Genomic DNA, 24880 nt, shown 5'->3' with positions numbered 1-24880 from the left:
TGTAACCGTGTCTAAAGCTAAATTTGAACGTAATAAACCACACTTGAACGTGGGCACGATTGGCCACGTTGACCATGGCAAGACCACGCTGACAGCGGCACTGACCCGTGTATGTCACGAAGTCTGGGGTCAGGGCGAGCTGCGCGCATTCGATCAGATCGATAACGCACCGGAAGAGAAAGCGCGTGGTATCACCATCGCAACCTCTCACGTTGAGTACGATTCGCCAACGCGTCACTACGCACACGTTGACTGCCCGGGTCACGCTGACTACGTCAAGAACATGATCACTGGCGCAGCTCAGATGGACGGCGCAATCCTGGTTTGTTCCGCAGCTGACGGCCCAATGCCGCAGACGCGTGAGCACATCCTGCTGTCTCGCCAGGTTGGCGTACCTTTCATCGTTGTGTTCCTGAACAAAGCGGACATGGTAGACGATGAAGAGCTGCTTGAGCTGGTTGAAATGGAAGTGCGTGACCTGCTGGCTGCGTATGACTTCCCGGGTGACGATACTCCGATCATCACCGGTTCAGCGCTGATGGCGCTGGAAGGTAAAGATGACAACGAAATGGGTACAACCGCAGTCAAGAAGCTGGTTGAAGCGCTGGATGCGTACATTCCTGAGCCGGAGCGTGCTATCGATCAGCCGTTCCTGATGCCAATCGAGGACGTGTTCTCAATCTCTGGTCGCGGTACGGTTGTGACCGGTCGTGTTGAGCGTGGCATCGTGAAGGTAGGTGACGAAGTGGAAATCGTGGGTATCCGCGACACCACCAAGACCATCTGCACAGGCGTAGAGATGTTCCGCAAGCTGCTCGACGAAGGTCGTGCAGGTGAGAACGTTGGTGTACTGCTGCGTGGTACCAAGCGTGACGACGTTGAGCGTGGTCAGGTTCTGTGCGTACCGGGTTCAATCAAGCCGCACACCAAGTTCGAGTCAGAAGTATACGTGCTGAGCAAAGAAGAAGGTGGTCGTCATACACCGTTCTTCAAAGGCTACCGTCCGCAGTTTTACTTCCGGACAACAGACGTAACGGGTTCTTGTGAACTGCCGGAAGGTGTAGAGATGGTCATGCCTGGCGACAATGTCAAGCTGGAAGTGACTCTGATCGCACCGATCGCCATGGAAGACGGTCTGCGCTTTGCGATTCGCGAAGGTGGTCGTACCGTTGGTGCTGGTGTCGTTGCCAAGATCATCGAGTAATCGATAGGTTTTGTGCAGAAAAGGGGCCGCTCTTTGCGGCCCCTTTTTACATGTAGGCATCTTTCACTGGCTCTTTTTCAGGCTGCCGAAATCTGGCTGCTTGACAGGGTTGGGTGTTATGCATACAATGCGGCTCCTTTTTTTAAGGTCGGCTAACAGTAGCTGCTACGAGTGGAGTTTGGTGCAAAATGCAAAGCCAAAAGATCAGAATTCGGTTGAAGGCGTTTGATTATCGCCTGATCGACCAGTCTACGCAGGAGATCGTCGATACGGCTAAACGTACCGGCGCTCAGGTGCGTGGCCCTATCCCTCTGCCTACGCGGAAGGAAAAGTACACGATATTGGTTTCTCCGCACGTCAATAAAGACGCGCGCGATCAGTATGAAATTCGTACGCATAAGCGTTTGCTTGACATTGTTGAGCCTACGGAAAAGACAGTAGATGCATTGATGAAGCTTGATCTCGCAGCGGGTGTAGACGTTCAGATCAGCCTCGGTTAACAGCTAAAGCTGTTGATCAGTGTAACTGTCCTAAGGCCATAGAGGGTGCGAGCCCCGTACACTTAAGAGGTGAAACATGGCAATTGGTGTTGTCGGTCGTAAGGCCGGTATGACCCGTATTTTTACGGAAGATGGGCGGGCAGTACCCGTCACAGTGATTGAGGTTGAAGCTAACCGGATCACTCAAATCAAAACGCTCGAAACTGATGGTTACCGTGGTGTTCAGGTGACTGTTGGTACGCGTCGCGCGTCTCGTGTAACTAAAAGCGCAGCGGGCCATTTCGCGCGTGCCGGTGTTGAAGCTGGTCGCGGAATGTGGGAATTCCGTCTGGCTGAAGGCGAGGGCGAAGATCTGGCTGCTGGTGGCGAAATTGTTGCCTCAGTATTTTCAGAAGGCCAGTTCGTAGACGCGACAGCGACCTCCAAGGGTAAAGGTTTTGCCGGTGCCGTTAAGCGTTGGAACTTCTCCATGCAAGACGCTACTCACGGTAACTCCCTGTCTCATCGTGCTCCGGGTTCTATTGGTCAGAACCAGAGTCCGGGTAAAGTTTTCAAAGGCAAGAAGATGGCTGGTCAGATGGGTAATGAGCGTGTAACGACTCAGAACCTTGAAGTGATCCGCGTCGATGCTGAGCGCAACTTGCTGCTGGTGAAGGGTGCCGTTCCAGGCCCGACCGGCGGTAACGTTGTCATCAAGCCTGCTGTTAAAGCCTGAGGAGCGTTGCGATGGAATTAACAATTACAGGTAGCGGCAAGGGCATTTCAGTATCTGATGCAGCCTTCGCTAAAGACTTTAATGAGTCGCTGGTTCACCAGGTTGTCACTGCCTATATGGCAGCGGGCCGTCAGGGTACCCGCGCTCAGAAAACTCGCTCAGAAGTCAGTGGTGGCGGTAAGAAGCCATGGCGTCAAAAGGGTACCGGTCGCGCACGTGCCGGCACCATCCGCAGCCCAATCTGGCGCTCCGGTGGTGTTACTTTTGCTGCCAAGCCGCAGAACTATGAGCAAAAAGTAAACCGCAAGATGTATCAGGCGGCTATGCGTTCCATTCTTTCGGAACTCGTTCGCCAGGAGCGTCTGGTTGTGGTTGACGACATTGCTGTTGAGACGCCAAAAACCAAGGCCTTCACTGCAAAGCTCACTGATCTGGGTGTTTCTAACGCTCTGATCCTGACTGAGAATGTTGAACAGAACCTTCACCTCGCAGCGCGCAATGTTCCTAACGTGGATGTTCGTGATGTGGCGGGTATGGATCCGTACAGCTTGGTTGCATTCGAAAGCGTTGTGGTTACCGTGCCGGCTCTGAAGAAGATTGAGGAGATGCTGGGATGAATCAGGAACGTATTTACAAGGTCCTTCTCGGGCCTCATGTTTCCGAGAAAGCCTCCTTGGTCGCCGAAAGCAACCAGGTTGTGTTTCGTGTAGCACCCGATGCCACGAAGCCGGAGGTCAAACGCGCTGTTGAGCAGCTGTTCAACGTTAAAGTCGAAGGTGTCCAGATTCTGAATCGGAAAGGCAAGTTGAAGCGCACGGTACGTGGCTTCGGTAAGCGCGATGATATTCGCAAAGCTTACGTTCGTCTTGCTGAAGGTCAGGACATCGACTTTGTGGATGTGGAATAAGGTAAAGGGGTCGTAGAATGCCGATCATCAAAACCAAGCCAACATCTCCTGGCCGCCGTCACGTTGTAAAAACTTACAATCCTGACTTGCACAAAGGTAAGCCTTTCGAGCCGTTGGTAGAAACATTAAGCCGGACCGGTGGTCGTAACCACTTCGGTCGGATCACTACACGTCATATCGGTGGTGGCCACAAGCGTCATTACCGTGTGATTGATTTTAAGCGGACCAAAGATGGTATTCCGGCGGTAGTAGAACGTCTGGAATATGATCCTAACCGCTCTGCGCATATCGCGCTGCTGAAGTATGCCGATGGCGAGCGTCGTTACATGATCGCTCCCAAAGGTGTCAAGGCTGGCGACGAAGTGCGCTCCGGTATCGACGCGCCGATTAAGGTGGGTAGCACGCTGCCAGTCCGGAATATTCCGGTTGGTTCGGTTATTCATTGCGTCGAACTCAAGCCTGGTAAAGGTGCTCAGCTGGCCCGCAGTGCGGGCGCATCCGTACAGTTGGTCGCACGTGAAGGCGCATATGCAACGCTGCGTCTTCGGTCAGGTGAAATGCGTAAGGTGCTTGTGGATTGCCGCGCAACGTTGGGCGAAGTTTCCAACAGCGAGCACAGTCTCAAGCAGCTTGGTAAAGCGGGTGCATCACGTTGGCGCGGCAAACGGCCAACAGTACGTGGTGTTGCTATGAACCCAGTTGACCACCCGCATGGTGGTGGTGAAGGGCGTACCTCTGGCGGACGCCACCCTGTTACTCCATGGGGTGTTCCGACCAAAGGGCATAAGACTCGTAAGAACAAACGTACTGACAGAATGATAGTACGTCGTCGTTCGGCCAAGTAAACGACTACATAGAGGTAATTGCTGTGCCACGTTCTTTGAAGAAAGGTCCATTTATAGACCTGCATCTGTTGAAGAAGGTTGAAGCAGCTCTGGAAAACAACGACAAGCGACCAATTAAAACCTGGTCGCGCCGTTCGACTGTTTTCCCGGAGATGGTAGGCCTGACTATTGCTGTTCATAACGGCAAACAACACGTGCCGGTTCATGTCACAGAAGACATGGTCGGTCATAAGCTGGGTGAGTTCGCCGCAACGCGCACTTACCGCGGTCATGCTGCCGACAAGAAAGCTAAACGCTGAATTGAGGGGAAATGAAATGGAAGTAGCGGCTAAGTACAAGGGCGCTCGCCTCTCTGCTCAGAAAGCACGTCTTGTTGCAGATCAAGTCCGCGGCAAGGCGGTTGAGGACGCCCTGAACATTCTGACTTTCAGCCCAAAGAAAGCGGCGACGGTTATCAAGAAAGCTCTTGAATCCGCCATTGCTAACGCTGAGCACAACGAAGGTCTGGACGTTGACGAATTGCGGGTTTCCACAATCTGTGTGGATGAAGGTCCGACGCTCAAGCGTATTAAGGCTCGAGCCAAGGGGCGCGCTGATCGTATTTTCAAGCGCACCTGTCATATCACCGTCAAGGTCGCCGACAAGTAGGAGATGCTCAGATGGGTCATAAAGTAAATCCGACCGGCATGCGGCTGGGTGTTATTAAAGAGCACAACTCAGTCTGGTATGCCGAGAAAAAGGAATACGCCAAGAACCTGCTAAATGATCTTGAGGTTCGCGCGTTCCTGGAAAAGCGTCTGGTTAAGGCGTCGGTAAGCAAGATTGTGATCGAGCGCCCTGCTCAGAACGCCCGTATCACGATCCATACTGCCCGTCCCGGTATTGTTATCGGTAAGAAGGGTGAAGATGTTGATCGTCTGCGTCGCGAAGTCAGCGCAATGATGGGTGTGCCAGTGCACATCAACATCGAAGAGGTCCGGAAGCCGGATCTGGATGCCAAGTTGGTAGCCCAGAACGTGGCTGGCCAGCTGGAGCGTCGTGTGATGTTCCGTCGCGCTATGAAGCGTGCGGTCCAGAACGCAATGCGCCAGGGCGCAAAAGGTATCAAGATCCAGGTCGGCGGCCGTCTCGGCGGTGCTGAAATCGCTCGCTCCGAATGGTATCGCGAGGGTCGTGTTCCTCTGCACACACTGCGTGCAGATATCGACTACGCGACATACGAAGCGCACACCACTTACGGTGTGATCGGCGTCAAGGTATGGATCTTCAAGGGCGAGATTCTTGGCGGCATGGAACAAGTCCGTGCTGAAAAGGATGCCTCTCGCAAGAAAGGTTCTAAGTAAAGGGGCACTCGTATGCTGCAGCCAAAACGCACCAAATTTCGCAAGGTAATGAAAGGCCGTAACGCCGGTCTGGCGCACCGCGCTAACAAGGTGAGCTTCGGTGAATACGGATTGAAGGCGACGACTCGTGGTCGTATAACTGCACGCCAGATTGAGGCGGCACGTCGTACCATGACTCGTCGGATTAAGCGGGGCGGAAAGATCTGGATTCGGATCTTCCCTGACAAGCCGATTACCGGCAAGCCGCTTGAAGTACGGATGGGTAAAGGTAAGGGTTCTGTTGAGTACTGGGTCGCTGAAATTCAGCCAGGCCGGATGTTGTACGAAATGGAAGGTGTTGGTGAAGACGTGGCGCGCGAAGCATTCACGTTGGCCGCTGCCAAGTTGCCTGTCCAGACCACCTTTGTAACGAGGACGGTGATGTGATGAAAGCAACAGAGCTGCGTGAAAAATCAGTCGACGAGCTGAAGCAAGAGCTGATCGGCCTCCTTAAGGAGCAGTTCAACCTGCGTATGCGTAAAGCAACAGGTCAGCTGAATCAGTCTCACCTTCTTCCGAAGGTGAAGCGTGACGTTGCTCGCGTCAAAACGGTTTTGAATGAAAAGGTAGGACAGTAACATGACCGAAGCTACCAAAACTGCCAGAACCCTGAGCGGCAAGGTCGTGAGCAACAAGATGGAGAAGTCCATCGTCGTTCTGGTCGAGCGTCAGGTTAAGCACCCGCTGTACGGTAAATACCTGAAGCGTTCAACCAAAATTCATGCTCATGACGAGAACAATCAGTGCAACATCGGTGACATCGTTCGGATCGAGGAAACTCGGCCGATCTCCAAGACCAAAAGCTGGTCCTTGGTTGATGTCGTCGAGCGCGCATCGAAGGTGTAACTCGCCCGGACGGTGAGTCTTGTCGTAACGGCAAAGTGGTTTCTGCTGGAGAACAACCATGATTCAGACTCAAACAATGCTTGAAGTCGCGGACAACAGTGGTGCCCGTCGTGTGATGTGCATCAAGGTCCTGGGCGGTTCGCACCGGCGTTACGCCAGCGTGGGAGATATTATTAAGGTGACCGTTAAGGAAGCCATTCCCCGCGGGAAAGTGCGCAAAGGCCAGGTCCTTAAAGCAGTTGTTGTACGCACAGCAAAGGGCGTTCGTCGCCCAGACGGTTCGCTGATTCGTTTCGACGGAAACGCAGCTGTACTTCTGAACAACCAAGACGCGCCCATTGGCACCCGGATCTTTGGACCGGTTACCCGTGAGCTGCGTAGCGAGAAGTTCATGAAGATTATTTCACTGGCACCCGAAGTACTGTAAGGACTAGAGGCCGGTTATGAAGAAGATCAAACGAGATGACGAAGTAATCGTCACCACGGGAAAAGACAAGGGTAAGCGCGGCAAAGTCCTGAAAGTTCAGGACGACGGCCGGGTGATTGTTTCTGGCATCAACATGATCAAGAAGCACACCAAGCCTAACCCGATGGTTGGTACCCCCGGTGGCATCGTCGAGAAAGAAGCACCTATCCAAGCTTCCAACGTGGCTATTTTTAACTCGCAGACCGGCAAAGCCGATCGTGTAGGCTTCCAGGTTTCGGAAGACGGCACCAAGTCGCGAGTTTTTAAGTCCACGAAAGAAGCGGTCGATAACCAGTAAGCGGTGGTGGTTACGATGCTTAATATGAAAGAGCAGTACAAGAAGGAAGTGGTACCAGCACTGCAGGCAGAGTTCAGCTACAAGAACCCGATGCAAGTGCCGCGTATCGAGAAAATCACCCTGAATATGGGTGTAGGCGAAGCTATCGGTGATAAAAAACTGATCGAGAACGCAGTTGCTGATCTTGAGCGTCTGTCCGGTCAGAAAGTCGTTGTCACCAAAGCTCGCAAATCCGTGGCGGGTTTCAAAGTCCGTGAAGGTTGGCCGATCGGTTGTAAAGTCACTCTGCGCGGTGAGCGTATGTGGGACTTTTTTGATCGCCTTGTTCACATCGCGATTCCTCGTGTTCGTGACTTCCGTGGCCTGAACCCGAAATCGTTCGACGGTCGCGGTAACTACAGCATGGGTGTGCGTGAGCAGATTATCTTCCCAGAAATCGAGTACGACAAAGTCGACAAGATTCGCGGGCTGGATATCACAATCACCACTTCTGCTGAGTCCGACGAAGAAGGCCGTGAACTGTTGAAAGCCTTTGGCTTTCCGTTCAAGAAATAAGGAACGAGCGTAATGGCTAAGGTATCGATGAAAAATCGCGAATTTAAGCGTGAGAAGCTGGTGGCGAAGTACGCTGCCAAGCGCTCAGAGCTTAAAGCGATCATTAAGAACCCGAATACCAGCGACGAAGAAAAGTGGGATGCGCAGATGAAACTGCAGCAGCTTCCGCGTGACTCAAGCCCGTCACGTCTTCGTAACCGCTGCCAGGTAACAGGTCGTCCGCACGGCGTTCTGCGTAAATTCCAGCTTTCTCGTATCAAGTTGCGTGAAGCAGGTATGCGTGGTGATGTCCCGGGTCTGACCAAGTCTAGCTGGTAATGGTTTAGGGCACTTCGGTGCCTGTTGGTAAGCGGTGCGGCAAGCCGCTGCACAACTAAAAAGATCAGGAGCCTCATACCAATGAGTATGCAAGATACGCTTGCGGATATGATTACTCGTATCCGCAATGGACAGATGGCATCCAAAGCAGACGTTACGATGCCGTCTTCAAAAATGAAGGTCTCAGTGGCCCAAGTCCTGAAGGACGAGGGTTACGTAGCAGATTTTTCTGTCTCAGCTGACGTAAAGCCCGAGCTGACCGTTACCCTTAAGTATTTTGAGGGCAAGCCGGTTATCGAGTCGATTACGCGGGTCAGCCGTCCAAGTCTGCGCCGCTATAAGGGCGCTGGGGAGCTACCGAAAGTATCCGGTGGTTTGGGGATCGCTATTGTCTCTACGTCGAAAGGCGTAATGACAGACCGCGCTGCGCGTCAAGCCGGCGTGGGTGGCGAAGTCATCTGCACCGTATTTTAGGAGTTACACATGTCCAGGGTTGCCAATAATCCTGTCGTGCTGCCTTCCGGTGTTGAGGTTAAGCTGAGCGGACAGGAAATCAATGTGAAGGGCTCCAAGGGAGCACTTCAATTCACCGTACATAACGCGGTTGAAGTAAAGCAGGAAGAGAACGTCCTGCGTTTCGCCGCGCGTGATGGCGCAAAACAGTCTCGTGCACTCGCCGGTACTACCCGTGCGTTGATTAACAACATGGTAATGGGTGTTACTACCGGCTTTGAGCGCAAGCTTCAGCTCGTAGGCGTTGGTTATCGTGCACAGGCGCAGGGCAGCAAGCTCAATCTGACACTGGGGTTCTCTCACCCGGTTGAATACGAGTTGCCCGAAGGTGTTACCGCCGAGACACCTACCCAGACTGAGGTAGTGATTCGCGGTATCGATAAACAACAGGTTGGCCAGGTCGCTGCGGAAATCCGCGCTTACCGTCCACCGGAGCCTTATAAAGGCAAGGGTGTTCGTTATGCGGATGAGCAGGTCAGACGTAAAGAAGCCAAGAAGAAATAAGGCGGGACTATGAGCGCGAATAACGAAAGATTGCGTCGCGCACGTAAAGTGCGCATGAAGATCCGTGAGCTAGGCGCCAATCGTCTCTGTGTACATCGTACGCCGCGACACATGTACGCCCAGGTCACGACCGCAGACGGCAGCAAAGTGCTGGCGACTGCCTCCACGCTGGACAAGGAATTGCGCCAGGGTGCAACCGGGAATGTGGAAGCTGCCAAGAAAGTTGGCAAGCTTGTCGCTGAACGTGCCAAAGCAGCCGGTATCGAGCAGGTTGCATTCGATCGCTCTGGCTATCGCTATCACGGACGCATCCAGGCACTGGCCGATGCAGCTCGTGAAGCTGGCTTGCAATTCTAAGAGGTGGAGAAGATGAGCGTGAATGATCAAAAAGCGCCTGAGCTCCAGGAAAAGCTGGTTCAGGTCAACCGCGTAGCAAAAGTTGTGAAAGGTGGTCGTATCTTTGCCTTCACAGCGCTGACAGTGGTTGGTGATGGTAAGGGTCGTGTTGGCTTCGGTCGCGGTAAGGCGCGTGAAGTGCCAGTTGCGATTCAGAAAGCTATGGAAGCTGCCCGTAAAAACATGGTTGACGTACCGCTGGATGGCACTACTCTTCAGTATCCTGTGCGTGCCAATCACGGTGCTTCCAAAGTTTATATGCAGCCAGCGTCTGACGGTACTGGTATCATCGCCGGCGGCGCGATGCGTGCAGTGCTGGAAGTAACCGGCGTGCAGAACGTTCTGGCAAAATGCTACGGCTCGACCAACCCGGTCAACGTAGTACGTGCCACTATCAAGGGTCTTCGGGACATGCATGCGCCTGAAGATATTGCAGCCAAGCGCGGCAAGACCGTGGAAGACATCCTGGGTTGAAGTCATGGCGAACAAGACAATGAAAGTCACACTGACCCGCAGCATTATCGGCTGCCAGCCTAAGCACAAAGCCTGTGTGAAAGGCCTGGGTCTTCGTAGAATCGGTCACACTGTCGAAGTGGAAGATACACCCTCCACTCGCGGCATGGTTAACCGCGTTTTTTACATGGTTCGGGTAGAGGATAAGTAAGATGCATCTCAACGAACTTAGTCCAGAGCCCGGTTCACGTCCCGCAGGTAAGCGTGTTGGTCGTGGTATCGGTAGCGGTCTCGGTAAAACCGCAGGTCGTGGTCATAAGGGTCTGAAAGCCCGTTCCGGCGGCAGTGTCGCGCCTGGGTTTGAAGGTGGCCAGCAGCCGCTGGCTCGCCGTCTGCCCAAGTTCGGCTTCACCTCCCGCTCTGCGCGTTACGAGGCGGAAGTTCGCCTGAACGAACTCGCGAAAGTGGAAGGCGATGTTGTAGATCTGGCGGCTCTCAAGAAGGCTGACGTAATCCGTGATGACATTCGCGCTGCGAAAGTTATCCTGTCCGGCGAGCTCACTCGTCCGGTTACTGTCAAAGGTCTGAAAGTAACCAAGGGTGCGCGTGAGGCCATTTCGGCCGCGGGCGGAAAAATCGAAGAATAAGGCGAGTCGGGGACATAATGGCCAAGACAGCATCAATGCCGGCAGGAGTCGGAAAAGGATTTGCAGAGCTGCGTTCGCGGCTCTGGTTCGTTTTCCTTGCGTTGCTGGTGTACCGTATCGGTGCGCATATTCCGGTGCCGGGTATAAATCCTGATCGCTTGGCAGCATTGTTTGATCAGAACCAGGGAACAATTCTGGGTCTGTTCAACATGTTCTCGGGTGGTGCTCTTGAGCGCATGAGTATTTTTGCGCTCGGGATCATGCCTTATATCTCGGCCTCGATCATCATGCAGTTGATGACAGCAGTGAGTCCGCAGCTGGAACAGTTAAAGAAAGAGGGTGAGGCTGGTCGCCGTAAGATCAGCCAGTACACTCGCTACGGCACCGTTTTGCTCGCCCTGGTTCAGGGATTGGGTATCTCGGTCGGACTGGCATCTCAGGGTGTTACCTTCAACGACAGTTTCAGCTTCCATTTCGTAGCGGTTGTATCGTTTGTTTCGGGCGCAGTCTTCATGATGTGGCTTGGCGAACAGATCACTGAGCGCGGCATAGGGAACGGTATTTCACTGCTCATCTTTGCAGGCATTGTGGCCGGGCTTCCCGGTGCTATCGGGCAGACGCTTGAGCAGGCCCGTAACGGTGAGATGAGTTTGTTGCTGGTGTTGGGTATTGCCATTCTGGCAGTAGCCGTCATTGGGTTCGTTGTGTTTATGGAGCGGGGCCAAAGGCGCCTAACTATAAACTACGCGAAGCGCCAGCAAGGTCGTCGGGTATTTGCTCAGCAGTCCAGTCATTTGCCGCTTAAGGTTAATATGGCTGGTGTGATTCCGCCTATCTTCGCGTCGTCTATTCTGCTTTTCCCTGCATCGCTGGGGCAGTGGTTTGGTCAAAGTGAAGGCATGGAGTGGCTGAGCAATGTGTCTCAGGCTTTGGCGCCCAGTCAGCCGTTGTACATCATTCTGTTTGCTGCAGCAGTGATTTTCTTCTGCTTCTTCTATACAGCGCTGATGTACAATCCGCGGGAAGTTGCCGATAACCTGAAACGGTCCGGGGCATTTATTCCCGGGATTCGTCCAGGCGAGCAAACTGCCAAATATATCGATGGTGTACTTACGCGTCTGACATTGTTTGGTGCGATGTACATTACAGCGGTTGCACTGTTTCCGCAGTTGTTGATGGTGGCGGGGAATGTTCCTTTCTACCTTGGCGGAACATCATTGCTAATCGTCGTGGTTGTAGTCATGGATTTCATGGCGCAGGTTCAGTCTCATCTGATGTCTCATCAGTATGAGTCGCTGATGAAAAAGTCCAATTTGAAGGGCTATGGTCGGGGCTGATTATTCGGTCCCCCAGTAACACTGGAGTCGACAATGAAAGTACGCGCTTCGGTAAAGAAAATTTGCCGTAACTGCAAAGTTATTCGTCGCAATGGCTCAGTTCGAGTCATCTGCTCGGAGCCTCGCCACAAGCAGCGTCAAGGTTAATATCCTCGCGATAGCAACTGATGACTGGAAGTGCGGAATGGTAGGGCTTGATCTTTAACTGATCAGGCGCTATTATTTCGCGCGCCTTTTGTGGCGGAAAATTCACACAGCAAAGCTTTGAACGCGGAGTAATTTGGATGGCACGTATAGCCGGTGTCAATATACCCGATCACAAACATGCTGTTGTCTCACTGACCTATATTTTCGGGGTCGGTCGTACAGCAGCTCAAAAGCTTTGCGATGCAGCCGGTGTTAAGCCGGACGCCAAGGTCAAGGACCTTAGCGATGACCAGGTTGAGTCACTTCGTACTGAAGTGGGCAAGCTGAGCGTCGAAGGCGATCTGCGTCGTGAAGTGCAGATGAACATCAAGCGTTTGAAGGATCTGGGCTGCCATCGTGGTCTGCGCCACCGTCACGGACTTCCTGTCCGCGGCCAGCGCACCAAGACCAACGCTCGCACCCGTAAAGGTCCTCGCAAACCTATTCGTAAGTAACAGGTAGGCAAACATGGCAAAGCCAGGTACACGTACCCGTAAAAAGGTGAAAAAGACAGTTGTTGATGGCGTCGCGCACATCCACGCGTCCTTCAACAACACGATCGTGACCATCTCTGATCGTCAGGGCAACGTCCTGTCGTGGGCCACTTCAGGTGGTTCAGGTTTCCGTGGGTCACGCAAGAGCACACCTTTTGCTGCGCAGGTAGCAGCTGAAAGAGCCGGTAATGCGGCTGCTGAATACGGCCTGAAAAACCTGGATGTAGAGGTTAAGGGTCCTGGGCCCGGACGTGAATCCGCTGTGCGCGCGCTGAATGGTTGCGGGTACAAGATCACTAACATCACTGATGTGACGCCGATTCCGCACAACGGCTGTCGTCCGCCCAAGAAGCGACGCGTGTAAGACAGGAGACAGTGAAGTATGGCACGTTACATAGGTCCAAAGTGTAAGCTGTCTCGTCGTGAAGGGACAGACCTTTTCTTGAAGAGCGGCGTCCGCGCACTCGACTCGAAGTGTAACCTTGAAACCCCTCCGGGGATGCACGGTGCACGTAGAAGTCGTCTGTCTGAATACGGCGTACAGCTCCGTGAGAAGCAAAAAGTTCGTCGTATCTACGGCGTACTCGAGAAACAGTTCCGGAACTACTATAAAGAAGCTGCGCGGATTAAAGGCGCAACAGGTGAGAACCTGCTTCAGCTTCTGGAAGGTCGTCTGGACAACGTAGTTTATCGTATGGGTTTTGGTTCAACTCGTGCAGAAGCCCGTCAGCTTGTATCGCACAAGTCTATCCTGGTGAATGATAGTGTCGTGAACATCGCGTCTTATCAGGTTAAACCAGGAGACGTAGTGAGTGTTCGCGAAAAGGCGAAGAATCAGCTGCGCGTTAAAGGCGCTCTGGATCTCGCTGGCAACCGCGCCCCTGTAACCTGGATTGAGGTCGACGCCAGCAAGATGTCCGGCGTATACAGATCAGTGCCAGAACGGACTGAGCTGACGGCCGACATCAACGAGAACCTCATCGTCGAGCTTTACTCCAAGTAAGGCCTGAGTTAGCAACGAGATCAGAAGGGGCGTCTATGCAGCGTTCAGTACATGAGTTATTGACACCTCGTACCATCGACGTAAAAGATTTGGGCAAAACGCACGCCAAGGTAACGCTCGAGCCTCTCGAAAGGGGTTTTGGGCACACCTTGGGTAGCGCTCTTCGCCGTATACTCTTGTCGTCAATGCCGGGCTGTGCAATTACAGAAGCACAGATTGACGGTGTGCTGCACGAGTACAGTGCGATTGAAGGTGTCCAGGAGGACGTGATTGAGATTCTACTGAATCTTAAGGGCGTTGCCGTGATGATGGGAAGCCGTGATGAAGCGGAACTGACTGTCAGCAAAAAGGGACCCGGTGTTGTAACCGCAGCTGACATTCAGCTCGATCACGATATCGAAATCGCCAATCCGGACCATGTTATCTGTCACCTGAGCGAAAAGGGTCAGTTGAACATGCGTCTCAAGATTGCTCGTGGTCGTGGCTACGAAGCAGCTGATCAGCGCGGTCTTGACGAAGATGAGACCCGTGCAATTGGCCGGCTTCAGCTGGACGCTACATACAGCCCCGTGCGTCGCGTTTCCTACGCCGTAGAGAATGCACGTGTTGAGCAGCGTACGGATCTGGACAAGCTGGTTATTGATCTGGAAACGAACGGAACGATTGATCCTGAAGAAGCGATCCGTCGCGCCGCGACTATCCTGCAGCAGCAATTGGCAGTGTTCGTCGATTTTGATCATGAAAAAGAGCCAGAGCGTGTAGAGGAAGAGGAAGAAGTTGATCCGATTCTGTTGCGCCCGGTTGATGATCTTGAGTTGACCGTACGTTCAGCTAACTGCTTGAAGGCTGAAAATATTTACTACATCGGCGATCTTATCCAGCGGACTGAAGTTGAGCTGCTGAAGACGCCTAACCTGGGCAAAAAGTCGCTTACCGAAATCAAGGACGTTCTGGCCTCTCGTGGTCTGTCCCTGGGTATGCGTCTCGATAACTGGCCGCCGGCAAGCCTTCGTGGTGATGACCGGGTTCTGGGCGGTTGATCGCCGTATTAGTAGTTTAAGGTAAGGAATCAGAGCAATGCGTCATCGTAAGAGTGGTCGTAAGTTCAGCAGGACCAGCGCGCATCGCAAGGCCATGTTTCGTAACATGACCGCGTCGCTGGTTGAGCATGAGTTGATCAAAACCACGTTGCCCAAGGCGAAAGAGCTTCGTCGTGTGGCAGAACCTTTGATCACACTGTCCAAGAATGATTCGGTAGCAAACCGTCGTTTGGCGTTTTCTCGCCTGCGCAGTGATGCTGCGGTAGCTAAGCTGTTCAATGAGCTTGGCCCCCGTTACACCGAGCGTCCTGGTGGTTATCTTCGTATTCTTAAGTGTGGCTTCCGTGCCGGCGACAACGCGCCTATGGCGTTTGTTGAGCTGGTTGGGCGTCCTCTGGATGTCGAAGCAGAAGAGATGGACGACGCAGAGTAACCCTTTGCGGTCAGACATAAAAAAACCGGGGTTTTCCCCGGTTTTTTTATGTCTGCAGTTTATTGAAAAGCGCGTTTCTATATGCCCAGGGCACCTCGATTTTTTGGGTGCCCTGTATCCTTTGATTAGCTCGAGGCAGTCTCGTCGGATTGAGTGGTTTGTCTCGCGCGGTTCAGCAGTGGTTTAAGGTAATAGCCGGTGTGGGATTTGCTGTTTTCCGAAACGTCCTCAGGTGTGCCCTCGGCAACAATTTCACCGCCACCGCTCCCGCCCTCGGGGCCGAGATCGACGATCCAGTCAGCGGTTTTGATCACATCCAGATTATGCTCGATCACAATAATGGTATTGCCGTGTTCGCGCAGGCGTTCCAGTACGTTGAGAAGCTGTTGTATATCGTAGAAGTGCAGACCCGTAGTCGGCTCGTCGAGAATATACAATGTCTGGCCGGTGTCCCGTTTGGATAGTTCACGTGCCAGTTTGACCCGTTGGGCCTCGCCACCGGACAGTGTTACAGCGCTCTGTCCGAGCCTGACGTATGAAAGGCCAACGTCGATAAGTGTCTGAAGTTTGCGCGCCAGAAAGGGAACAGAATCGAAGAACTCGCGTGCTTCCTCTACTGTCATCTCCAACACTTCGTGAATGTTCCTGTGCTTGTACTGGACTTCGAGAGTTTCCCGATTGTAGCGCTTGCCTTTACAGACGTCGCAGGGAACATAAACATCAGGAAGAAAGTGCATCTCCACCTTGATCACGCCGTCGCCCTGGCAAGCTTCACATCGCCCGCCTTTGACGTTGAACGAGAACCGCCCCGGCTTGTATCCACGCGAACGCGCTTCCTGCGTTCCGGAGAAAAGTTCGCGGATCGGCGTGAACAGGCCGGTATAGGTGGCGGGATTCGACCGGGGTGTGCGGCCGATCGGGCTTTGGTCAATGTCAATAACCTTGTCGAGATGCTCCAGGCCATTCAGCTTTTCGTAGGGGCCGTGAGTCAACGTGCTGGCTTTGTTGAGCTTGCTTGCTGCAACGGGGTATAGCGTGCCGTTGATCAACGTTGATTTGCCTGAGCCGGACACGCCGGTAATACAGGTCATGACGCCCAATGGAATGGTAAGCGTGACCGACTTGAGGTTGTTTCCCGTCGCACCGGCCAGCACCAGCGATTTGCCATTTCCTTTGGCTCGCGCAGGCGGAACAGCGATGGCTTTTGTGCCATTCAGATATTGCCCGGTCAGCGACTTCGGATTGGCGAGAATGTCCGCCGGCGTGCCGGAGGCGATCACCTGTCCGCCGTGTACGCCGGCCCCGGGACCGATATCGATCACATAGTCTGCGGCCCGGATGGCGTCCTCATCATGCTCAACGACGATGACGGTGTTGCCCAGATCTCGCAAATGAACCAGGGTCGAAAGCAGGCGATCGTTATCCCGCTGGTGCAAGCCGATTGATGGCTCGTCCAGAATGTACATTACGCCCACAAGGCCAGCCCCGATCTGGCTGGCAAGTCGTATTCGCTGCGCTTCACCGCCGGAGAGTGTGTCGGCGCTGCGCTCCAGTGTCAGATATTCCAGTCCGACGTTCACCAGGAATTGGAGACGTTGGCGCACTTCTTTCAGGATTTTTTCCGCTATTTCGCCGCGCCTGCCGGGCAGTTCCAGATTCTGGAAGTAATCAAAGGCTTCACCGACCGGGAGTAGGGTGATCTCGGGCAGGTTGCGGTTCGCGATAAATACGTGGCGGGCGCTTCGCCTTAGCCGGGAGCCGCCGCAATCTTTGCAGGGCTGAGTGCTCAGGTGCTTGGACAACTCGTCGCGCATGCTTTGCGATTCGGTTTCCCGGTAGCGACGCTCGAGGTTAGGTAAGACTCCTTCAAAAGGGTGCGCCTTCTCCATGATCTGACCGCGAGAATTCACGTACTTGAAGGTGATGTTTTCATCACCGGAACCGTGGAGTACCACATTCTGGAAGTCGGCAGGCAGGTCGAAAAATGCCGTATCCATATCGATGTCGTAGTGTTGCGCAACGCTGGCTAATAGCTGGAAATAATAGACTGCACGGCGATCCCAGCCCCGAATCGCCCCCTCCGCAAGCGTGGCTTCCGGATGATGCACGATTTTTTCCTGATCAAAAAACTGCTTTACGCCCAGACCGTCACAGGTGGGGCAGGCGCCGGCCGGGTTATTGAATGAAAACAGGCGAGGCTCGAGCTCGCTCAGGGAATAGCCGCACAGGTTGCAGGCATAGAGCGCAGAAAAGGTGTGCTCTTCGCCTTGCTCCTCACCATCCATCGGGGCAACGAATGCGATGCCGCTGGCCAGCCCCAGGGCGGTTTCAAAACTCTCAGCCAGGCGTTGCTCCAGGCCCGGTTTGACCTTGAAGCGGTCGACAACGACGTCGATCGAGTGTTTGCGCTTTTTGTCGAGGGTGGGTAAATCATCGATATCATAGACACGCCCATCGATTCTGAGGCGAATAAACCCCTGAGTTCGCATGGTATCGATAACTTGCAGGTGCTCGCCCTTTCGGTCCCGAATGACCGGAGCGAGGATCATCAGTTTACTGTCCTCCGGCATCGCCAGAACCTGATCGACCATCTGGCTGACGGTTTGAGCTTCGAGTGGCTGGTCATGGTCCGGGCAGCGAGGTTCGCCTGCGCGGGCGAACATCAGGCGCAGGTAGTCGTATATCTCGGTGATAGTGCCGACAGTGGAGCGTGGGTTGTGAGACGTTGATTTCTGCTCGATCGAAATGGCCGGGGAAAGTCCCTCAATATGATCAATATCCGGCTTTTCCATCATCGACAGAAATTGACGGGCATAGGTCGACAGTGATTCAACGTAGCGTCGCTGGCCTTCCGCATACAGGGTGTCAAAAGCGAGTGATGACTTACCTGAGCCAGATAGTCCTGTGATCACGATCAGTTTATCCCTGGGGATATCGAGATCTATATTTTTCAGATTATGGGTACGCGCGCCTTTGACCTGGATAAAATCCATGACACTCCTCAAGCTGACGATTCGGGATTTGGGAACCTTCGAACAGTTCTATCGGGAATTCACCAGTATACCGTGATGGCAGGCCTTGCATGAAACAATCCGGGATTAGCCTGATAGTGACGGCGCTGATGGGGTGAGCGTGTACGATTACCAGTAAATATCGGATCTGCCAGGCGCGGTTATCTCGGACGGTTCGGGCGATGTTTGTGTGTCCCTGGAGTCGGAGGTCCCGTCAGTCTCCTGCTCAATCAGGTCCTGCAGGCGCACGCGGGTCTCCTGATGTGAATCGGACAGGTCAATGATGATTTCCACCCGGCGGTTAAGTGCTCGGTTTTCAGGTGTTGTGTTTTCAGCGCGAGGGCGTGTAGCGGCATAGCCCTGGACGCGGAATCGCGAGGGCTCGATGTTGCCGGCCTCAATCAGGACGTTGGCGACCGAGGCTGCGCGGTCAGCCGACAGGTTCCAGTTGGAGTCATACCGCGAGCTGTGGATGGGGATATCATCGGTATGGCCTTCGATTGTGAACTCACCCTCCACATCAGATAGCACATTTGCCATTCGGTAGAGGAGGTCCTCAAACGCAAAGGTGAGCTCGGCTGAGCCGGACGGGAATGAGCCCTTTTCCTCTATGCGGATGACAATGCGTTGATCCTTTTTCATCAGGTCAACGCGCCCGCCGCTGATTTCGTCTTCGAGCACTTTTTCCAGGAGCTCGAAGTGGGCATTAACCCGCTGTTCCTGCTCGCTCGCGACCGCGCTTTGTTCTGCCTGGCTGGTATTGGTTTCCAGGTTGGGGGCGTCCGTAGATGTTTGCTGTCGGACTTCGTTGATTACTGTTGGCTCTGGTTTGGCGGCAGAAAAGTGCTCGAATACCGCAGAGGTGCCCATTGGAACCTCAAGAGCCGGGACATCCCGTTGCACCCCGAATGCCTTGGATAGCTCATCCGCTATCTGTTTGAACTTGCTGGCGTCGATTTCGGAAAACGACAGCAGCAAGACAAAGAAGCACATCAGCAGCGACATCAGGTCGGCAAAGGTAACGACCCAGGCCGGTACTCCGGGGGCATCCTCTTCTGGTAGCTCGTCCATCGCTATTGCCTCTGAGCGTCGGCGTCGCCGCTTTGATCGCGCTTGGATGGCGGCAGGTAACTTGAAAGCATTTGTTCAATGACGCGTGGATTACGGCCTTCCTGAATCGCAATAACAGCATCAATGATCAGCGCCTGCATGCGTGCCTCCTCAGTCATCCTGAGTTCCAGTTTGTCCGCAATCGGACTGGCAAACATAGTGGCCATCATTGCGCCGTAGAGTGTGGTTAGTAGCGCTACGGCCATGGCCGGGCCGATCGATTTCGGATCTTCCATATTGGACAGCATCTGCACTAGCCCAACGATAGTGCCGATCATACCCATGGCCGGCCCGACATCGGCCAGGGCCCGGAACACTTTTGCGCCCCAACGATTCCGGTCCAGCGTCATCAGGCGTTCTTTCTGCATTAGCTTTTCAATGGTTTCAGCAGGCTGGCTTTCCAGCAAAAACTGAACACCCTGCTCGAGAAAGGGCAGGCTGATGGTCTTTTCTTCGAGCGCAAGCACCCCTTGTTTGCGGGCGGTATTGGCGATATCGATCACCTCGGTGATCATTTCCTCAGTGTCCGGCAACTTAAACGAGAAAGCTCTGCCTGCTACTTTGAACGCCCCCAGGAACTGCGCGAAGCTGAACTTGGCCAGTACAACGCAGAGGCTCCCAACGATCACAATAAGAACCGAGGGCATGTTCAGGAACACGTCGCTTGAAGCGCCCAGCACTATCGCTGACCCGATAACCAGTGATGCGCCAACCAGACCCAAAAGTGTTGCTAAATCCACAAACAGACCTCTTGATTTCGAAATTGCGCCCCGCAACTCTGGCAAGACCTGATCCAGAACCCAACCTTCCGGAAAACGCGCCATAATACGACGGGGGCAAGTGGCGGGAAACCTTAAGGAGGTAACAAAACGCAGGTATTCGCCACAGTGAGTAAGTTAAGGTAATTGAGGATTCCTGAAAGGGCAAAGAGAGATGATCTGGGTGACGTCTTTCTCCTATAAAATCCAAGCCTCTGCTACAATTGCGCGCCAAATCTTCTTGATGAACTGACCCGGGAATACCGCCGTTTAATGAATGCGCTCGAGAAACGTTCCGTCGCCGCCCTGGCATCTGTTTATGCACTGCGCATGCTCGGCTTATTCATGGTGTTGCCGGTGTTTGTTTTGCTTGGCAAAGATCTGCATGGCGCAACCCCGGCATTATTGGGCGTGGCGATAGGCGCATACGGCCTCAGTCAGGCGATGCTGCAGATCCCGTTTGGCATGTTGTCAGACCGATTGGGTCGTAAACGACTCATCTACTTCGGGTTGCTGCTGTTCGCACTGGGCAGCTTAGTCGCAGGGGCATCTGACAGCATCTACGGTGTCATCGTTGGACGCACTCTGCAGGGTAGTGGGGCAATCGCCAGTGTGCTGATGGCTTTGCTCAGCGATCTCACCCGTGAAGAAAACCGAACCAAGGCGATGGCCACAGTCGGTTTGTCCATAGGGGTCTCGTTTTCAGTGTCGCTGTTTCTGGGGCCTTTGCTGGGGTCGTTGGCGGGACTGTCGGGTATCTTCTACATCACAGGCCTTTTCGCGTTGGTCGCCATTGCGATGGTGCGTTGGCTGGTGCCGAAACCTGCACTCCAGAGTGCGCATCTGGATGCTCAGCCAGCGAAAGCCAAATTAAAACAGGTGCTGACGGATCGGCGTCTGCTGAGGTTGGACTTCGGAATAGCTGCACTCCATCTCGTGCTGACTTCTGCGTTTCTGGTAATTCCAACGCTGCTACAGGATCGTATAGGGTTGCCTTCAGGGCAGCACTGGTGGGTGTATTTGTCGGTTATGGCGGTCGCGTTTGTTGCGATGGTGCCGTTTATCATCATTGGCGAGAAGAAACGCATGATGAAACCGGTTTTGTGCGGGGCGGTTGGTGTATTGACGCTGGCTTGTGCTGCTTTGATCGGTTTGCCGCAGTCGTTGCCGGTGATGTGGGGCATCCTGTTTTTCTTCTTTATGGCTTTTAACCTGTTGGAGGCCTGCCTGCCGTCACTGATAAGCAAAGAGTCGCCTGCAGCCGCCAAGGGGACGGCCATGGGGGTCTATTCAACCTCCCAGTTTTTGGGCGCCTTTCTCGGTGGTGTCCTGGGGGGGCAGTTGCTTCAGCAATTTGGGCCAGCCGGCGTTTTTATGATGATGGTGGCCGTGTTGCTGGCTTGGTTGGGTTTCGCACTAACCATGCCTCGCCCGAGTCATACTTCAAGTTTCGTGGTACAGTTGGCGGAATCGAACCGCAAGGGCTTGCGGGATATCGATCAGGCCTTACGGGCACTGCCTGGCGTGGAAGATGTGGTCATCCTCAGCGACGCGGATACCGCGTACCTCAAGGTGGATTACCAGCATTTTGACTCGGCGCAACTGGGGCAGTTTGCATTCGTTAAGGCATGATCGTGAAGTGATATCCAGGTGCCTGAGCAGAAAACCTATTCCAGCGATTCACCATGGACGGTGATCGGGGACAGACAACAACGGGAGTTGAACATGGCAAGGGGCGTTAACAAAGTCATTCTGATTGGCAATCTGGGCAACGATCCGGAGACGCGCTATACCCCGAACGGGAATGCAGTGACCAACCTTAATCTGGCGACGGACGAAAGTTACAAGGACCGCCAGACCGGTCAGCTGGTGCCAAAAACTGAATGGCATCGCATTGTGATGTTCGGCAAGATCGCTGAAATCGCCGGACAGTACCTGCGTAAAGGTTCGAAGGTCTACATTGAGGGTAAGCTACAGACCCGCAAGTGGCAGGGGCAGGATGGTCAGGATCGTTACACCACGGAAGTGGTTGTCGATATCAATGGGCAGATGCAAATGCTGGACAGTCGCGGTGGCGACAACAGTGGAATGAGCCAACAAAGTGCTCCGCAACAAAATGCCCCGCAGCAGCAACGTCCCCCACAGCAGCCAGCGGCCCAGCAGGGCGGTGGCTCTGGCGGGTACAGTCAGCAGCCTCCTCCGGCTCAGAACAACCAGGGCCAGCAGGGGGGCATGCCTGAGCCTGTTGACGATTTTGATGACGATATTCCATTCTAGAAATCAGGAATTTCCGAGTGATTACAATCAAAAGCCTGCACTGAGTTGCGGGCTTTTGTCGTTTTGAGGCGAGCGTTGTTGGCTATGTACTGCGTATGAAATTGCGTGGAAGTGGTTTATTGGAGACGAAAAAAAAGCCCCTGAAATCAGGGGCTTTTTAGTACTTGTTTGGTGGAGACGGCGGGGATCGAACCCGCGTCCGCCAGAACTCTGCCTTAAGATCTACATGCTTAGTATCCCTCTATTAATTTAACCTCAAACGACCCGAAGGTCAGGGTGTAAGAGGCGAGTTCTTTAGATCTTAGCTGTTAGCCAGTGAACTCTGGATAACAGAGCAGCCTGTAAGCGATGACGTCCTGAGATGTAACTTCTGGGTTACAGGCGCCCCAGTCAGGACGACTAGCAGCTTACGCTGCTAGTGCGTAGTTTTCGTCGTTTGCGACTATTAATATGCAGCTTTGGATTAACGAGATTGGCTGCCATCTCGACATGCACCCAAGGGTTCGCAACCAGCGTCGAAGCCATGTCGTCCCCTTACACCTGCAGTATATTGGCCCGGGCCTTGTGACTTCAAGGTTTATCTCGGTTTACCGCAGTTGTCGGCGTATCAGGTGGCGCGGCGGCGCTCGACTTCCGGATAGGTTTTGGGTGATCCCGCGGCGGCTTGCAGGTCGGCGATACTTTGATTAAACGCCGCAATGACGCGTTGTGGGTCTACTTTCAATTTCCTGTCCACAATGATGCCGAACTGCACAGTATCCGCGTACGTGAAGATGCTCAGGCCGATACCAATGCCACCCGTCTGAGGCACCCAAAACATGGGTTGTGACATTCGAGCGCCGGCAAGATACACCGGTTTTTTGGGGCCCGGCACGTTAGTGAGCACAGCTGAAGCCTTGCTGCTTAGGAGTTGTATTGCCCGTCGCTCTAGCATATCTGGCCCACGCCCGAAAAGATCGAGCAGGCTGTAGGTGACTTGTGCCTGCCAGGAGCGTTTTAGCCGGTTCATGTTTTCCTGAACCTGATGGAAGCGCATGCGCGGGCAGCTCTCGTCTATGGGCAGCGGAACCAGCACCAGGCCAAACTGATTGCCCAGTGTTTCTACCGGCTGCCGCAGGGGGCGGAGGTTAAAGGGTACGGCGACGCGGATGCCGCTATCGGGTGGTGGCTCGTGCTGGTCGTGAAGATACTGATGAATGGCGCCGGTCGCAGCCGACATCAGCACGTCGTTGACCGTGCCTCGCAGGGCCCGGGCGGTATTCTTGATGTCGCTCAGTGGCATGGGGTTAGCCCAGGCAACCAACTTGCGACCAGACAGGGAGCCTTTCAGGCGGGTGTCCGGATCGGAGGGGCTCAGTCCCAGCTTCAGGCATTCCATTCCGATTTTGCCGGACGTTTTCAGAAGCTGGAGAGGGTAGCCCCGTTTTGATGCGACGTTTCGGGCAAAGACCCGCAGTTGTTGGATGCCGGCATCCGCTGTGTTGCGCATCTCTCGAGAGGCGCTCGCGAGGCGCTTGCCGCGATCGGGAGCCTGTTGAGGGCGCGTGGGGAGCTGGTAGAGATTACTGTCAGGCTCATCGTCGGTAAGTGCAAGTAGCACCCTGACCAGTGAGATGCCGTCGGCAATGCAGTGGTGGATGCGTACGATAAGCGCGCAGCCCTCTCCATAGTTCTCGACAAAATGAATCTGCCAAAGCGGGCGCTGGGGGTTTAATGGCGTGCTGTTTAAATCGCTTGCCAGTGCCTGAAGTTCATTTTGACCAGCCTTTCCCGGCAGCCCGGTAATGTGCAGGTGATTATCCAGGCTGAAGTAGGGATCGTCTTGCCACCATGCGCGATCACCTGATTGCACGACCCTTTGGCGGAAACGCCTGAAGCGAAGAAAACGCTCTTCTAGCAGGTGGCGGAATCGCTTCAGCGAGATGGGCTGATCGAACACAAGTACAACGCCGATCATCATTGGGTTTTCTGTCGACTCCATGCGCAGCCAGGCGCGGTCGACGGCAGTCATTCTGGTGCGAGTCATGAGCCCTCTGTCCTTCCGTGGGAGAGAGTGAGGTTGGCGCGCAGGACAGCAAATCAGGAGCGCAGGCCCACCCTGAGTCGAAAAGTATAGTGCTGGCCGCTGAGGGAATGAAGTGGTCGTTAATGCGACAGGGTAGCCAGCGGATTAGCTTAAGTTGGTGTTTCTCATTATGCGCTGTTTCTGGCGGTCCCAGTCCCGTTCTTTTTCGGTATGCCGCTTGTCGAAGTCCTTTTTGCCTTTTACGAGGGCAATTTCGGCCTTCACCTTGTTTTTCTTCCAATACAGCGCGAGCGGGACGCAGGTATGTCCCTTCTGCTGAGTGGCACCCAACAATTTTCCGATCTCTTTGGCGTGCAGAAGCAATTTGCGAGTTCGGGTCGGGTCGGCGATGACGTGCGTCGATGCTGTGGACAGCGGTGTAACGTGAAGGCCTAGCAGGAAGGCTTCGCCATTTTTAAGCAGCACATAGGCGTCAGTGAGCTGAGCCTTGCCTGCTCGCATTGATTTTACTTCCCAACCCAATAACGACAAGCCAGCCTCGAAGCGATCTTCGATGTGGTATTCGTGTTTGGCTTTCTTGTTCAGGGCTATTGTGCCACTGCCTGTGCCTGGTTTCTGCTTGCTCATGAATGCTCGGTCTGAGATCGAAAAACGTC

36 protein-coding genes and 1 other RNA gene are annotated in these 24880 nt (G+C 53.9%); 31 read left to right on the top strand and 6 right to left on the bottom strand.

What is annotated here, in order from left to right; all coding sequences use genetic code 11:
- The first annotated feature begins 7 nt into the window (after positions 1–7).
- From tuf to rplQ, 29 genes are all read left to right on the top strand, one after another.
- Entirely contained in the window at positions 8–1204 is a 1197-nt protein-coding gene (gene tuf, locus ACUN9X_RS18115; RefSeq protein ID WP_260038214.1) for an elongation factor Tu, read from the top strand.
- 188 nt (positions 1205–1392) lie between these two features.
- Positions 1393–1704, top strand: coding sequence for a 30S ribosomal protein S10 (gene rpsJ / locus ACUN9X_RS18110; RefSeq protein WP_041341420.1), 312 nt, complete (start codon positions 1393–1395; stop codon positions 1702–1704).
- A 76-nt stretch (positions 1705–1780) separates the two neighbouring features.
- The gene (gene rplC, locus ACUN9X_RS18105) at positions 1781–2419 is read left to right on the top strand and encodes a 50S ribosomal protein L3 (RefSeq protein ID WP_260038211.1); all 639 of its coding nucleotides are present in this window, start codon (positions 1781–1783) and stop codon (positions 2417–2419) included.
- An 11-nt stretch (positions 2420–2430) separates the two neighbouring features.
- Complete coding sequence (gene rplD / locus ACUN9X_RS18100; RefSeq protein WP_445473939.1) at positions 2431–3036, top strand: 50S ribosomal protein L4; 606 nt, start codon at positions 2431–2433, stop codon at positions 3034–3036.
- Positions 3033–3326, top strand: a complete 294-nt coding sequence (gene rplW / locus ACUN9X_RS18095; protein WP_260038209.1) for a 50S ribosomal protein L23 — start codon at positions 3033–3035, stop codon at positions 3324–3326. Before rplD ends, rplW begins: the two co-directional genes overlap by 4 nt.
- A gap of 17 nt (positions 3327–3343) precedes the next feature.
- A complete protein-coding gene (gene rplB, locus ACUN9X_RS18090) occupies positions 3344–4171 on the top strand; it encodes a 50S ribosomal protein L2 (protein WP_260038208.1) in 828 nt (275 codons plus the stop codon).
- A gap of 23 nt (positions 4172–4194) precedes the next feature.
- Positions 4195–4470 (top strand): 30S ribosomal protein S19, encoded by a 276-nt coding sequence (rpsS, locus tag ACUN9X_RS18085; protein WP_260038207.1) that lies wholly within the window; start codon positions 4195–4197, stop codon positions 4468–4470.
- A gap of 16 nt (positions 4471–4486) precedes the next feature.
- The gene (gene rplV, locus ACUN9X_RS18080; RefSeq protein WP_260038206.1) at positions 4487–4819 is read left to right on the top strand and encodes a 50S ribosomal protein L22; all 333 of its coding nucleotides are present in this window, start codon (positions 4487–4489) and stop codon (positions 4817–4819) included.
- A gap of 11 nt (positions 4820–4830) precedes the next feature.
- Positions 4831–5514 carry a 30S ribosomal protein S3 gene (rpsC, locus tag ACUN9X_RS18075; RefSeq protein ID WP_260038205.1) on the top strand — a complete coding sequence of 228 codons (684 nt, stop codon included), beginning with the start codon at positions 4831–4833 and terminating at the stop codon, positions 5512–5514.
- 12 nt (positions 5515–5526) lie between these two features.
- Positions 5527–5940, top strand: a complete 414-nt coding sequence (rplP, locus tag ACUN9X_RS18070; RefSeq protein WP_260038203.1) for a 50S ribosomal protein L16 — start codon at positions 5527–5529, stop codon at positions 5938–5940.
- Positions 5940–6131 (top strand): 50S ribosomal protein L29, encoded by a 192-nt coding sequence (gene rpmC / locus ACUN9X_RS18065; protein ID WP_260038201.1) that lies wholly within the window; start codon positions 5940–5942, stop codon positions 6129–6131. The genes rplP and rpmC overlap by 1 nt, the downstream gene beginning before the upstream one ends.
- Position 6132: 1 nt before the next feature.
- Positions 6133–6399, top strand: coding sequence for a 30S ribosomal protein S17 (rpsQ, locus tag ACUN9X_RS18060; protein ID WP_260038199.1), 267 nt, complete (start codon positions 6133–6135; stop codon positions 6397–6399).
- A 58-nt stretch (positions 6400–6457) separates the two neighbouring features.
- Positions 6458–6826, top strand: a complete 369-nt coding sequence (gene rplN, locus ACUN9X_RS18055; protein ID WP_004580754.1) for a 50S ribosomal protein L14 — start codon at positions 6458–6460, stop codon at positions 6824–6826.
- A gap of 16 nt (positions 6827–6842) precedes the next feature.
- Positions 6843–7163 carry a 50S ribosomal protein L24 gene (gene rplX, locus ACUN9X_RS18050; RefSeq protein ID WP_260038198.1) on the top strand — a complete coding sequence of 107 codons (321 nt, stop codon included), beginning with the start codon at positions 6843–6845 and terminating at the stop codon, positions 7161–7163.
- 15 nt (positions 7164–7178) lie between these two features.
- Positions 7179–7718, top strand: a complete 540-nt coding sequence (gene rplE / locus ACUN9X_RS18045) for a 50S ribosomal protein L5 (protein WP_260038197.1) — start codon at positions 7179–7181, stop codon at positions 7716–7718.
- Between the two features lie 12 nt (positions 7719–7730).
- Entirely contained in the window at positions 7731–8036 is a 306-nt protein-coding gene (gene rpsN / locus ACUN9X_RS18040) for a 30S ribosomal protein S14 (protein ID WP_260038195.1), read from the top strand.
- 81 nt (positions 8037–8117) lie between these two features.
- The gene (gene rpsH / locus ACUN9X_RS18035) at positions 8118–8510 is read left to right on the top strand and encodes a 30S ribosomal protein S8 (RefSeq protein WP_260038193.1); all 393 of its coding nucleotides are present in this window, start codon (positions 8118–8120) and stop codon (positions 8508–8510) included.
- A gap of 9 nt (positions 8511–8519) precedes the next feature.
- Positions 8520–9053 (top strand): 50S ribosomal protein L6, encoded by a 534-nt coding sequence (gene rplF / locus ACUN9X_RS18030; protein ID WP_445473938.1) that lies wholly within the window; start codon positions 8520–8522, stop codon positions 9051–9053.
- Positions 9054–9062: 9 nt separating this feature from the next.
- Positions 9063–9410: a 50S ribosomal protein L18 gene (gene rplR / locus ACUN9X_RS18025; RefSeq protein WP_260038189.1), complete on the top strand. Its 348-nt coding sequence runs from the start codon at positions 9063–9065 to the stop codon at positions 9408–9410.
- 12 nt (positions 9411–9422) lie between these two features.
- A complete protein-coding gene (rpsE, locus tag ACUN9X_RS18020) occupies positions 9423–9923 on the top strand; it encodes a 30S ribosomal protein S5 (RefSeq protein ID WP_260038187.1) in 501 nt (166 codons plus the stop codon).
- A gap of 4 nt (positions 9924–9927) precedes the next feature.
- Complete coding sequence (rpmD, locus tag ACUN9X_RS18015) at positions 9928–10113, top strand: 50S ribosomal protein L30 (protein WP_260038182.1); 186 nt, start codon at positions 9928–9930, stop codon at positions 10111–10113.
- Position 10114: 1 nt separating this feature from the next.
- Positions 10115–10549: a 50S ribosomal protein L15 gene (gene rplO / locus ACUN9X_RS18010; RefSeq protein ID WP_260038181.1), complete on the top strand. Its 435-nt coding sequence runs from the start codon at positions 10115–10117 to the stop codon at positions 10547–10549.
- Between the two features lie 17 nt (positions 10550–10566).
- On the top strand, positions 10567–11886 hold the full coding sequence (secY, locus tag ACUN9X_RS18005) for a preprotein translocase subunit SecY (protein WP_260038180.1): 1320 nt from the start codon (positions 10567–10569) through the stop codon (positions 11884–11886).
- Positions 11887–11919: 33 nt separating this feature from the next.
- Entirely contained in the window at positions 11920–12033 is a 114-nt protein-coding gene (gene rpmJ / locus ACUN9X_RS18000) for a 50S ribosomal protein L36 (RefSeq protein WP_008174902.1), read from the top strand.
- 137 nt (positions 12034–12170) lie between these two features.
- On the top strand, positions 12171–12527 hold the full coding sequence (gene rpsM, locus ACUN9X_RS17995; RefSeq protein WP_260038178.1) for a 30S ribosomal protein S13: 357 nt from the start codon (positions 12171–12173) through the stop codon (positions 12525–12527).
- 13 nt (positions 12528–12540) lie between these two features.
- Positions 12541–12930 (top strand): 30S ribosomal protein S11, encoded by a 390-nt coding sequence (gene rpsK, locus ACUN9X_RS17990; RefSeq protein ID WP_004580767.1) that lies wholly within the window; start codon positions 12541–12543, stop codon positions 12928–12930.
- 18 nt (positions 12931–12948) lie between these two features.
- Complete coding sequence (gene rpsD / locus ACUN9X_RS17985) at positions 12949–13569, top strand: 30S ribosomal protein S4 (RefSeq protein ID WP_260038177.1); 621 nt, start codon at positions 12949–12951, stop codon at positions 13567–13569.
- A 35-nt stretch (positions 13570–13604) separates the two neighbouring features.
- The gene (locus ACUN9X_RS17980) at positions 13605–14609 is read left to right on the top strand and encodes a DNA-directed RNA polymerase subunit alpha (RefSeq protein WP_445473937.1); all 1005 of its coding nucleotides are present in this window, start codon (positions 13605–13607) and stop codon (positions 14607–14609) included.
- A gap of 37 nt (positions 14610–14646) precedes the next feature.
- Positions 14647–15042, top strand: coding sequence for a 50S ribosomal protein L17 (gene rplQ / locus ACUN9X_RS17975; RefSeq protein WP_260038175.1), 396 nt, complete (start codon positions 14647–14649; stop codon positions 15040–15042).
- Between the two features lie 125 nt (positions 15043–15167).
- Here the strand turns inward: rplQ and uvrA are convergent, their stop codons facing one another.
- From uvrA to pomA, 3 genes are all read right to left on the bottom strand, one after another.
- Entirely contained in the window at positions 15168–18035 is a 2868-nt protein-coding gene (uvrA, locus tag ACUN9X_RS17970; protein WP_445473936.1) for an excinuclease ABC subunit UvrA, read from the bottom strand.
- Between the two features lie 147 nt (positions 18036–18182).
- On the bottom strand, positions 18183–19124 hold the full coding sequence (locus ACUN9X_RS17965; protein WP_260038173.1) for a MotB family protein: 942 nt from the start codon (positions 19122–19124) through the stop codon (positions 18183–18185).
- Between the two features lie 2 nt (positions 19125–19126).
- Positions 19127–19903, bottom strand: coding sequence for a flagellar motor protein PomA (gene pomA, locus ACUN9X_RS17960; RefSeq protein ID WP_260038172.1), 777 nt, complete (start codon positions 19901–19903; stop codon positions 19127–19129).
- 291 nt (positions 19904–20194) lie between these two features.
- On the opposite strand from pomA, the gene ACUN9X_RS17955 reads away from it, so the two are divergent.
- The gene (locus ACUN9X_RS17955) at positions 20195–21553 is read left to right on the top strand and encodes an MFS transporter (RefSeq protein WP_445473935.1); all 1359 of its coding nucleotides are present in this window, start codon (positions 20195–20197) and stop codon (positions 21551–21553) included.
- 93 nt (positions 21554–21646) lie between these two features.
- Positions 21647–22198, top strand: coding sequence for a single-stranded DNA-binding protein (gene ssb / locus ACUN9X_RS17950; RefSeq protein ID WP_445473934.1), 552 nt, complete (start codon positions 21647–21649; stop codon positions 22196–22198).
- A gap of 169 nt (positions 22199–22367) precedes the next feature.
- Here ssb and ssrA read toward each other — a convergent pair.
- From ssrA to smpB, 3 genes are all read right to left on the bottom strand, one after another.
- Positions 22368–22732: a transfer-messenger RNA gene (gene ssrA, locus ACUN9X_RS17945) on the bottom strand.
- A 73-nt stretch (positions 22733–22805) separates the two neighbouring features.
- Positions 22806–24224, bottom strand: coding sequence for a wax ester/triacylglycerol synthase family O-acyltransferase (locus tag ACUN9X_RS17940; RefSeq protein ID WP_445473933.1), 1419 nt, complete (start codon positions 24222–24224; stop codon positions 22806–22808).
- 144 nt (positions 24225–24368) lie between these two features.
- A complete protein-coding gene (gene smpB, locus ACUN9X_RS17935; RefSeq protein WP_260038165.1) occupies positions 24369–24851 on the bottom strand; it encodes an SsrA-binding protein SmpB in 483 nt (160 codons plus the stop codon).
- Positions 24852–24880 lie beyond the last annotated feature (29 nt).

It is taken from the genome of Marinobacter sp. V032, assembly GCF_052645435.1.
Note: the sequence above shows the minus strand (reverse complement) of the source record. Positions and strands in the feature narration are given on the sequence as shown.

What these genes read in the sequence shown, in the direction of transcription:
- rplB (WP_260038208.1), top strand. Translation starts at nt 3,344, where the DNA reads ATGCCGATCATCAAAACCAAGCCAACATCTCCTGGCCGCCGTCACGTT.
- rpsQ (WP_260038199.1), top strand. Translation starts at nt 6,133, where the DNA reads ATGACCGAAGCTACCAAAACTGCCAGAACCCTGAGCGGCAAGGTCGTG.
- uvrA (WP_445473936.1), bottom strand. Translation starts at nt 18,035, where the DNA reads ATGGATTTTATCCAGGTCAAAGGCGCGCGTACCCATAATCTGAAAAAT.
- ACUN9X_RS17980 (WP_445473937.1), top strand. Translation starts at nt 13,605, where the DNA reads ATGCAGCGTTCAGTACATGAGTTATTGACACCTCGTACCATCGACGTA.
- rplE (WP_260038197.1), top strand. Translation starts at nt 7,179, where the DNA reads ATGCTTAATATGAAAGAGCAGTACAAGAAGGAAGTGGTACCAGCACTG.
- rplF (WP_445473938.1), top strand. Translation starts at nt 8,520, where the DNA reads ATGTCCAGGGTTGCCAATAATCCTGTCGTGCTGCCTTCCGGTGTTGAG.
- ACUN9X_RS17965 (WP_260038173.1), bottom strand. Translation starts at nt 19,124, where the DNA reads ATGGACGAGCTACCAGAAGAGGATGCCCCCGGAGTACCGGCCTGGGTC.
- rplP (WP_260038203.1), top strand. Translation starts at nt 5,527, where the DNA reads ATGCTGCAGCCAAAACGCACCAAATTTCGCAAGGTAATGAAAGGCCGT.
- rpsH (WP_260038193.1), top strand. Translation starts at nt 8,118, where the DNA reads ATGAGTATGCAAGATACGCTTGCGGATATGATTACTCGTATCCGCAAT.
- rpsC (WP_260038205.1), top strand. Translation starts at nt 4,831, where the DNA reads ATGGGTCATAAAGTAAATCCGACCGGCATGCGGCTGGGTGTTATTAAA.
- rplX (WP_260038198.1), top strand. Translation starts at nt 6,843, where the DNA reads ATGAAGAAGATCAAACGAGATGACGAAGTAATCGTCACCACGGGAAAA.
- rplR (WP_260038189.1), top strand. Translation starts at nt 9,063, where the DNA reads ATGAGCGCGAATAACGAAAGATTGCGTCGCGCACGTAAAGTGCGCATG.
- rpsE (WP_260038187.1), top strand. Translation starts at nt 9,423, where the DNA reads ATGAGCGTGAATGATCAAAAAGCGCCTGAGCTCCAGGAAAAGCTGGTT.
- secY (WP_260038180.1), top strand. Translation starts at nt 10,567, where the DNA reads ATGGCCAAGACAGCATCAATGCCGGCAGGAGTCGGAAAAGGATTTGCA.
- ACUN9X_RS17955 (WP_445473935.1), top strand. Translation starts at nt 20,195, where the DNA reads ATGAATGCGCTCGAGAAACGTTCCGTCGCCGCCCTGGCATCTGTTTAT.
- rpsJ (WP_041341420.1), top strand. Translation starts at nt 1,393, where the DNA reads ATGCAAAGCCAAAAGATCAGAATTCGGTTGAAGGCGTTTGATTATCGC.
- rplN (WP_004580754.1), top strand. Translation starts at nt 6,458, where the DNA reads ATGATTCAGACTCAAACAATGCTTGAAGTCGCGGACAACAGTGGTGCC.
- rplD (WP_445473939.1), top strand. Translation starts at nt 2,431, where the DNA reads ATGGAATTAACAATTACAGGTAGCGGCAAGGGCATTTCAGTATCTGAT.
- rplO (WP_260038181.1), top strand. Translation starts at nt 10,115, where the DNA reads ATGCATCTCAACGAACTTAGTCCAGAGCCCGGTTCACGTCCCGCAGGT.
- rpmC (WP_260038201.1), top strand. Translation starts at nt 5,940, where the DNA reads ATGAAAGCAACAGAGCTGCGTGAAAAATCAGTCGACGAGCTGAAGCAA.
- rpsN (WP_260038195.1), top strand. Translation starts at nt 7,731, where the DNA reads ATGGCTAAGGTATCGATGAAAAATCGCGAATTTAAGCGTGAGAAGCTG.
- ssb (WP_445473934.1), top strand. Translation starts at nt 21,647, where the DNA reads ATGGCAAGGGGCGTTAACAAAGTCATTCTGATTGGCAATCTGGGCAAC.
- rpsK (WP_004580767.1), top strand. Translation starts at nt 12,541, where the DNA reads ATGGCAAAGCCAGGTACACGTACCCGTAAAAAGGTGAAAAAGACAGTT.
- smpB (WP_260038165.1), bottom strand. Translation starts at nt 24,851, where the DNA reads ATGAGCAAGCAGAAACCAGGCACAGGCAGTGGCACAATAGCCCTGAAC.
- rplC (WP_260038211.1), top strand. Translation starts at nt 1,781, where the DNA reads ATGGCAATTGGTGTTGTCGGTCGTAAGGCCGGTATGACCCGTATTTTT.
- rpsD (WP_260038177.1), top strand. Translation starts at nt 12,949, where the DNA reads ATGGCACGTTACATAGGTCCAAAGTGTAAGCTGTCTCGTCGTGAAGGG.
- rplV (WP_260038206.1), top strand. Translation starts at nt 4,487, where the DNA reads ATGGAAGTAGCGGCTAAGTACAAGGGCGCTCGCCTCTCTGCTCAGAAA.
- rpmD (WP_260038182.1), top strand. Translation starts at nt 9,928, where the DNA reads ATGGCGAACAAGACAATGAAAGTCACACTGACCCGCAGCATTATCGGC.
- rpsM (WP_260038178.1), top strand. Translation starts at nt 12,171, where the DNA reads ATGGCACGTATAGCCGGTGTCAATATACCCGATCACAAACATGCTGTT.
- rpmJ (WP_008174902.1), top strand. Translation starts at nt 11,920, where the DNA reads ATGAAAGTACGCGCTTCGGTAAAGAAAATTTGCCGTAACTGCAAAGTT.
- rplW (WP_260038209.1), top strand. Translation starts at nt 3,033, where the DNA reads ATGAATCAGGAACGTATTTACAAGGTCCTTCTCGGGCCTCATGTTTCC.
- rplQ (WP_260038175.1), top strand. Translation starts at nt 14,647, where the DNA reads ATGCGTCATCGTAAGAGTGGTCGTAAGTTCAGCAGGACCAGCGCGCAT.
- ACUN9X_RS17940 (WP_445473933.1), bottom strand. Translation starts at nt 24,224, where the DNA reads ATGACTCGCACCAGAATGACTGCCGTCGACCGCGCCTGGCTGCGCATG.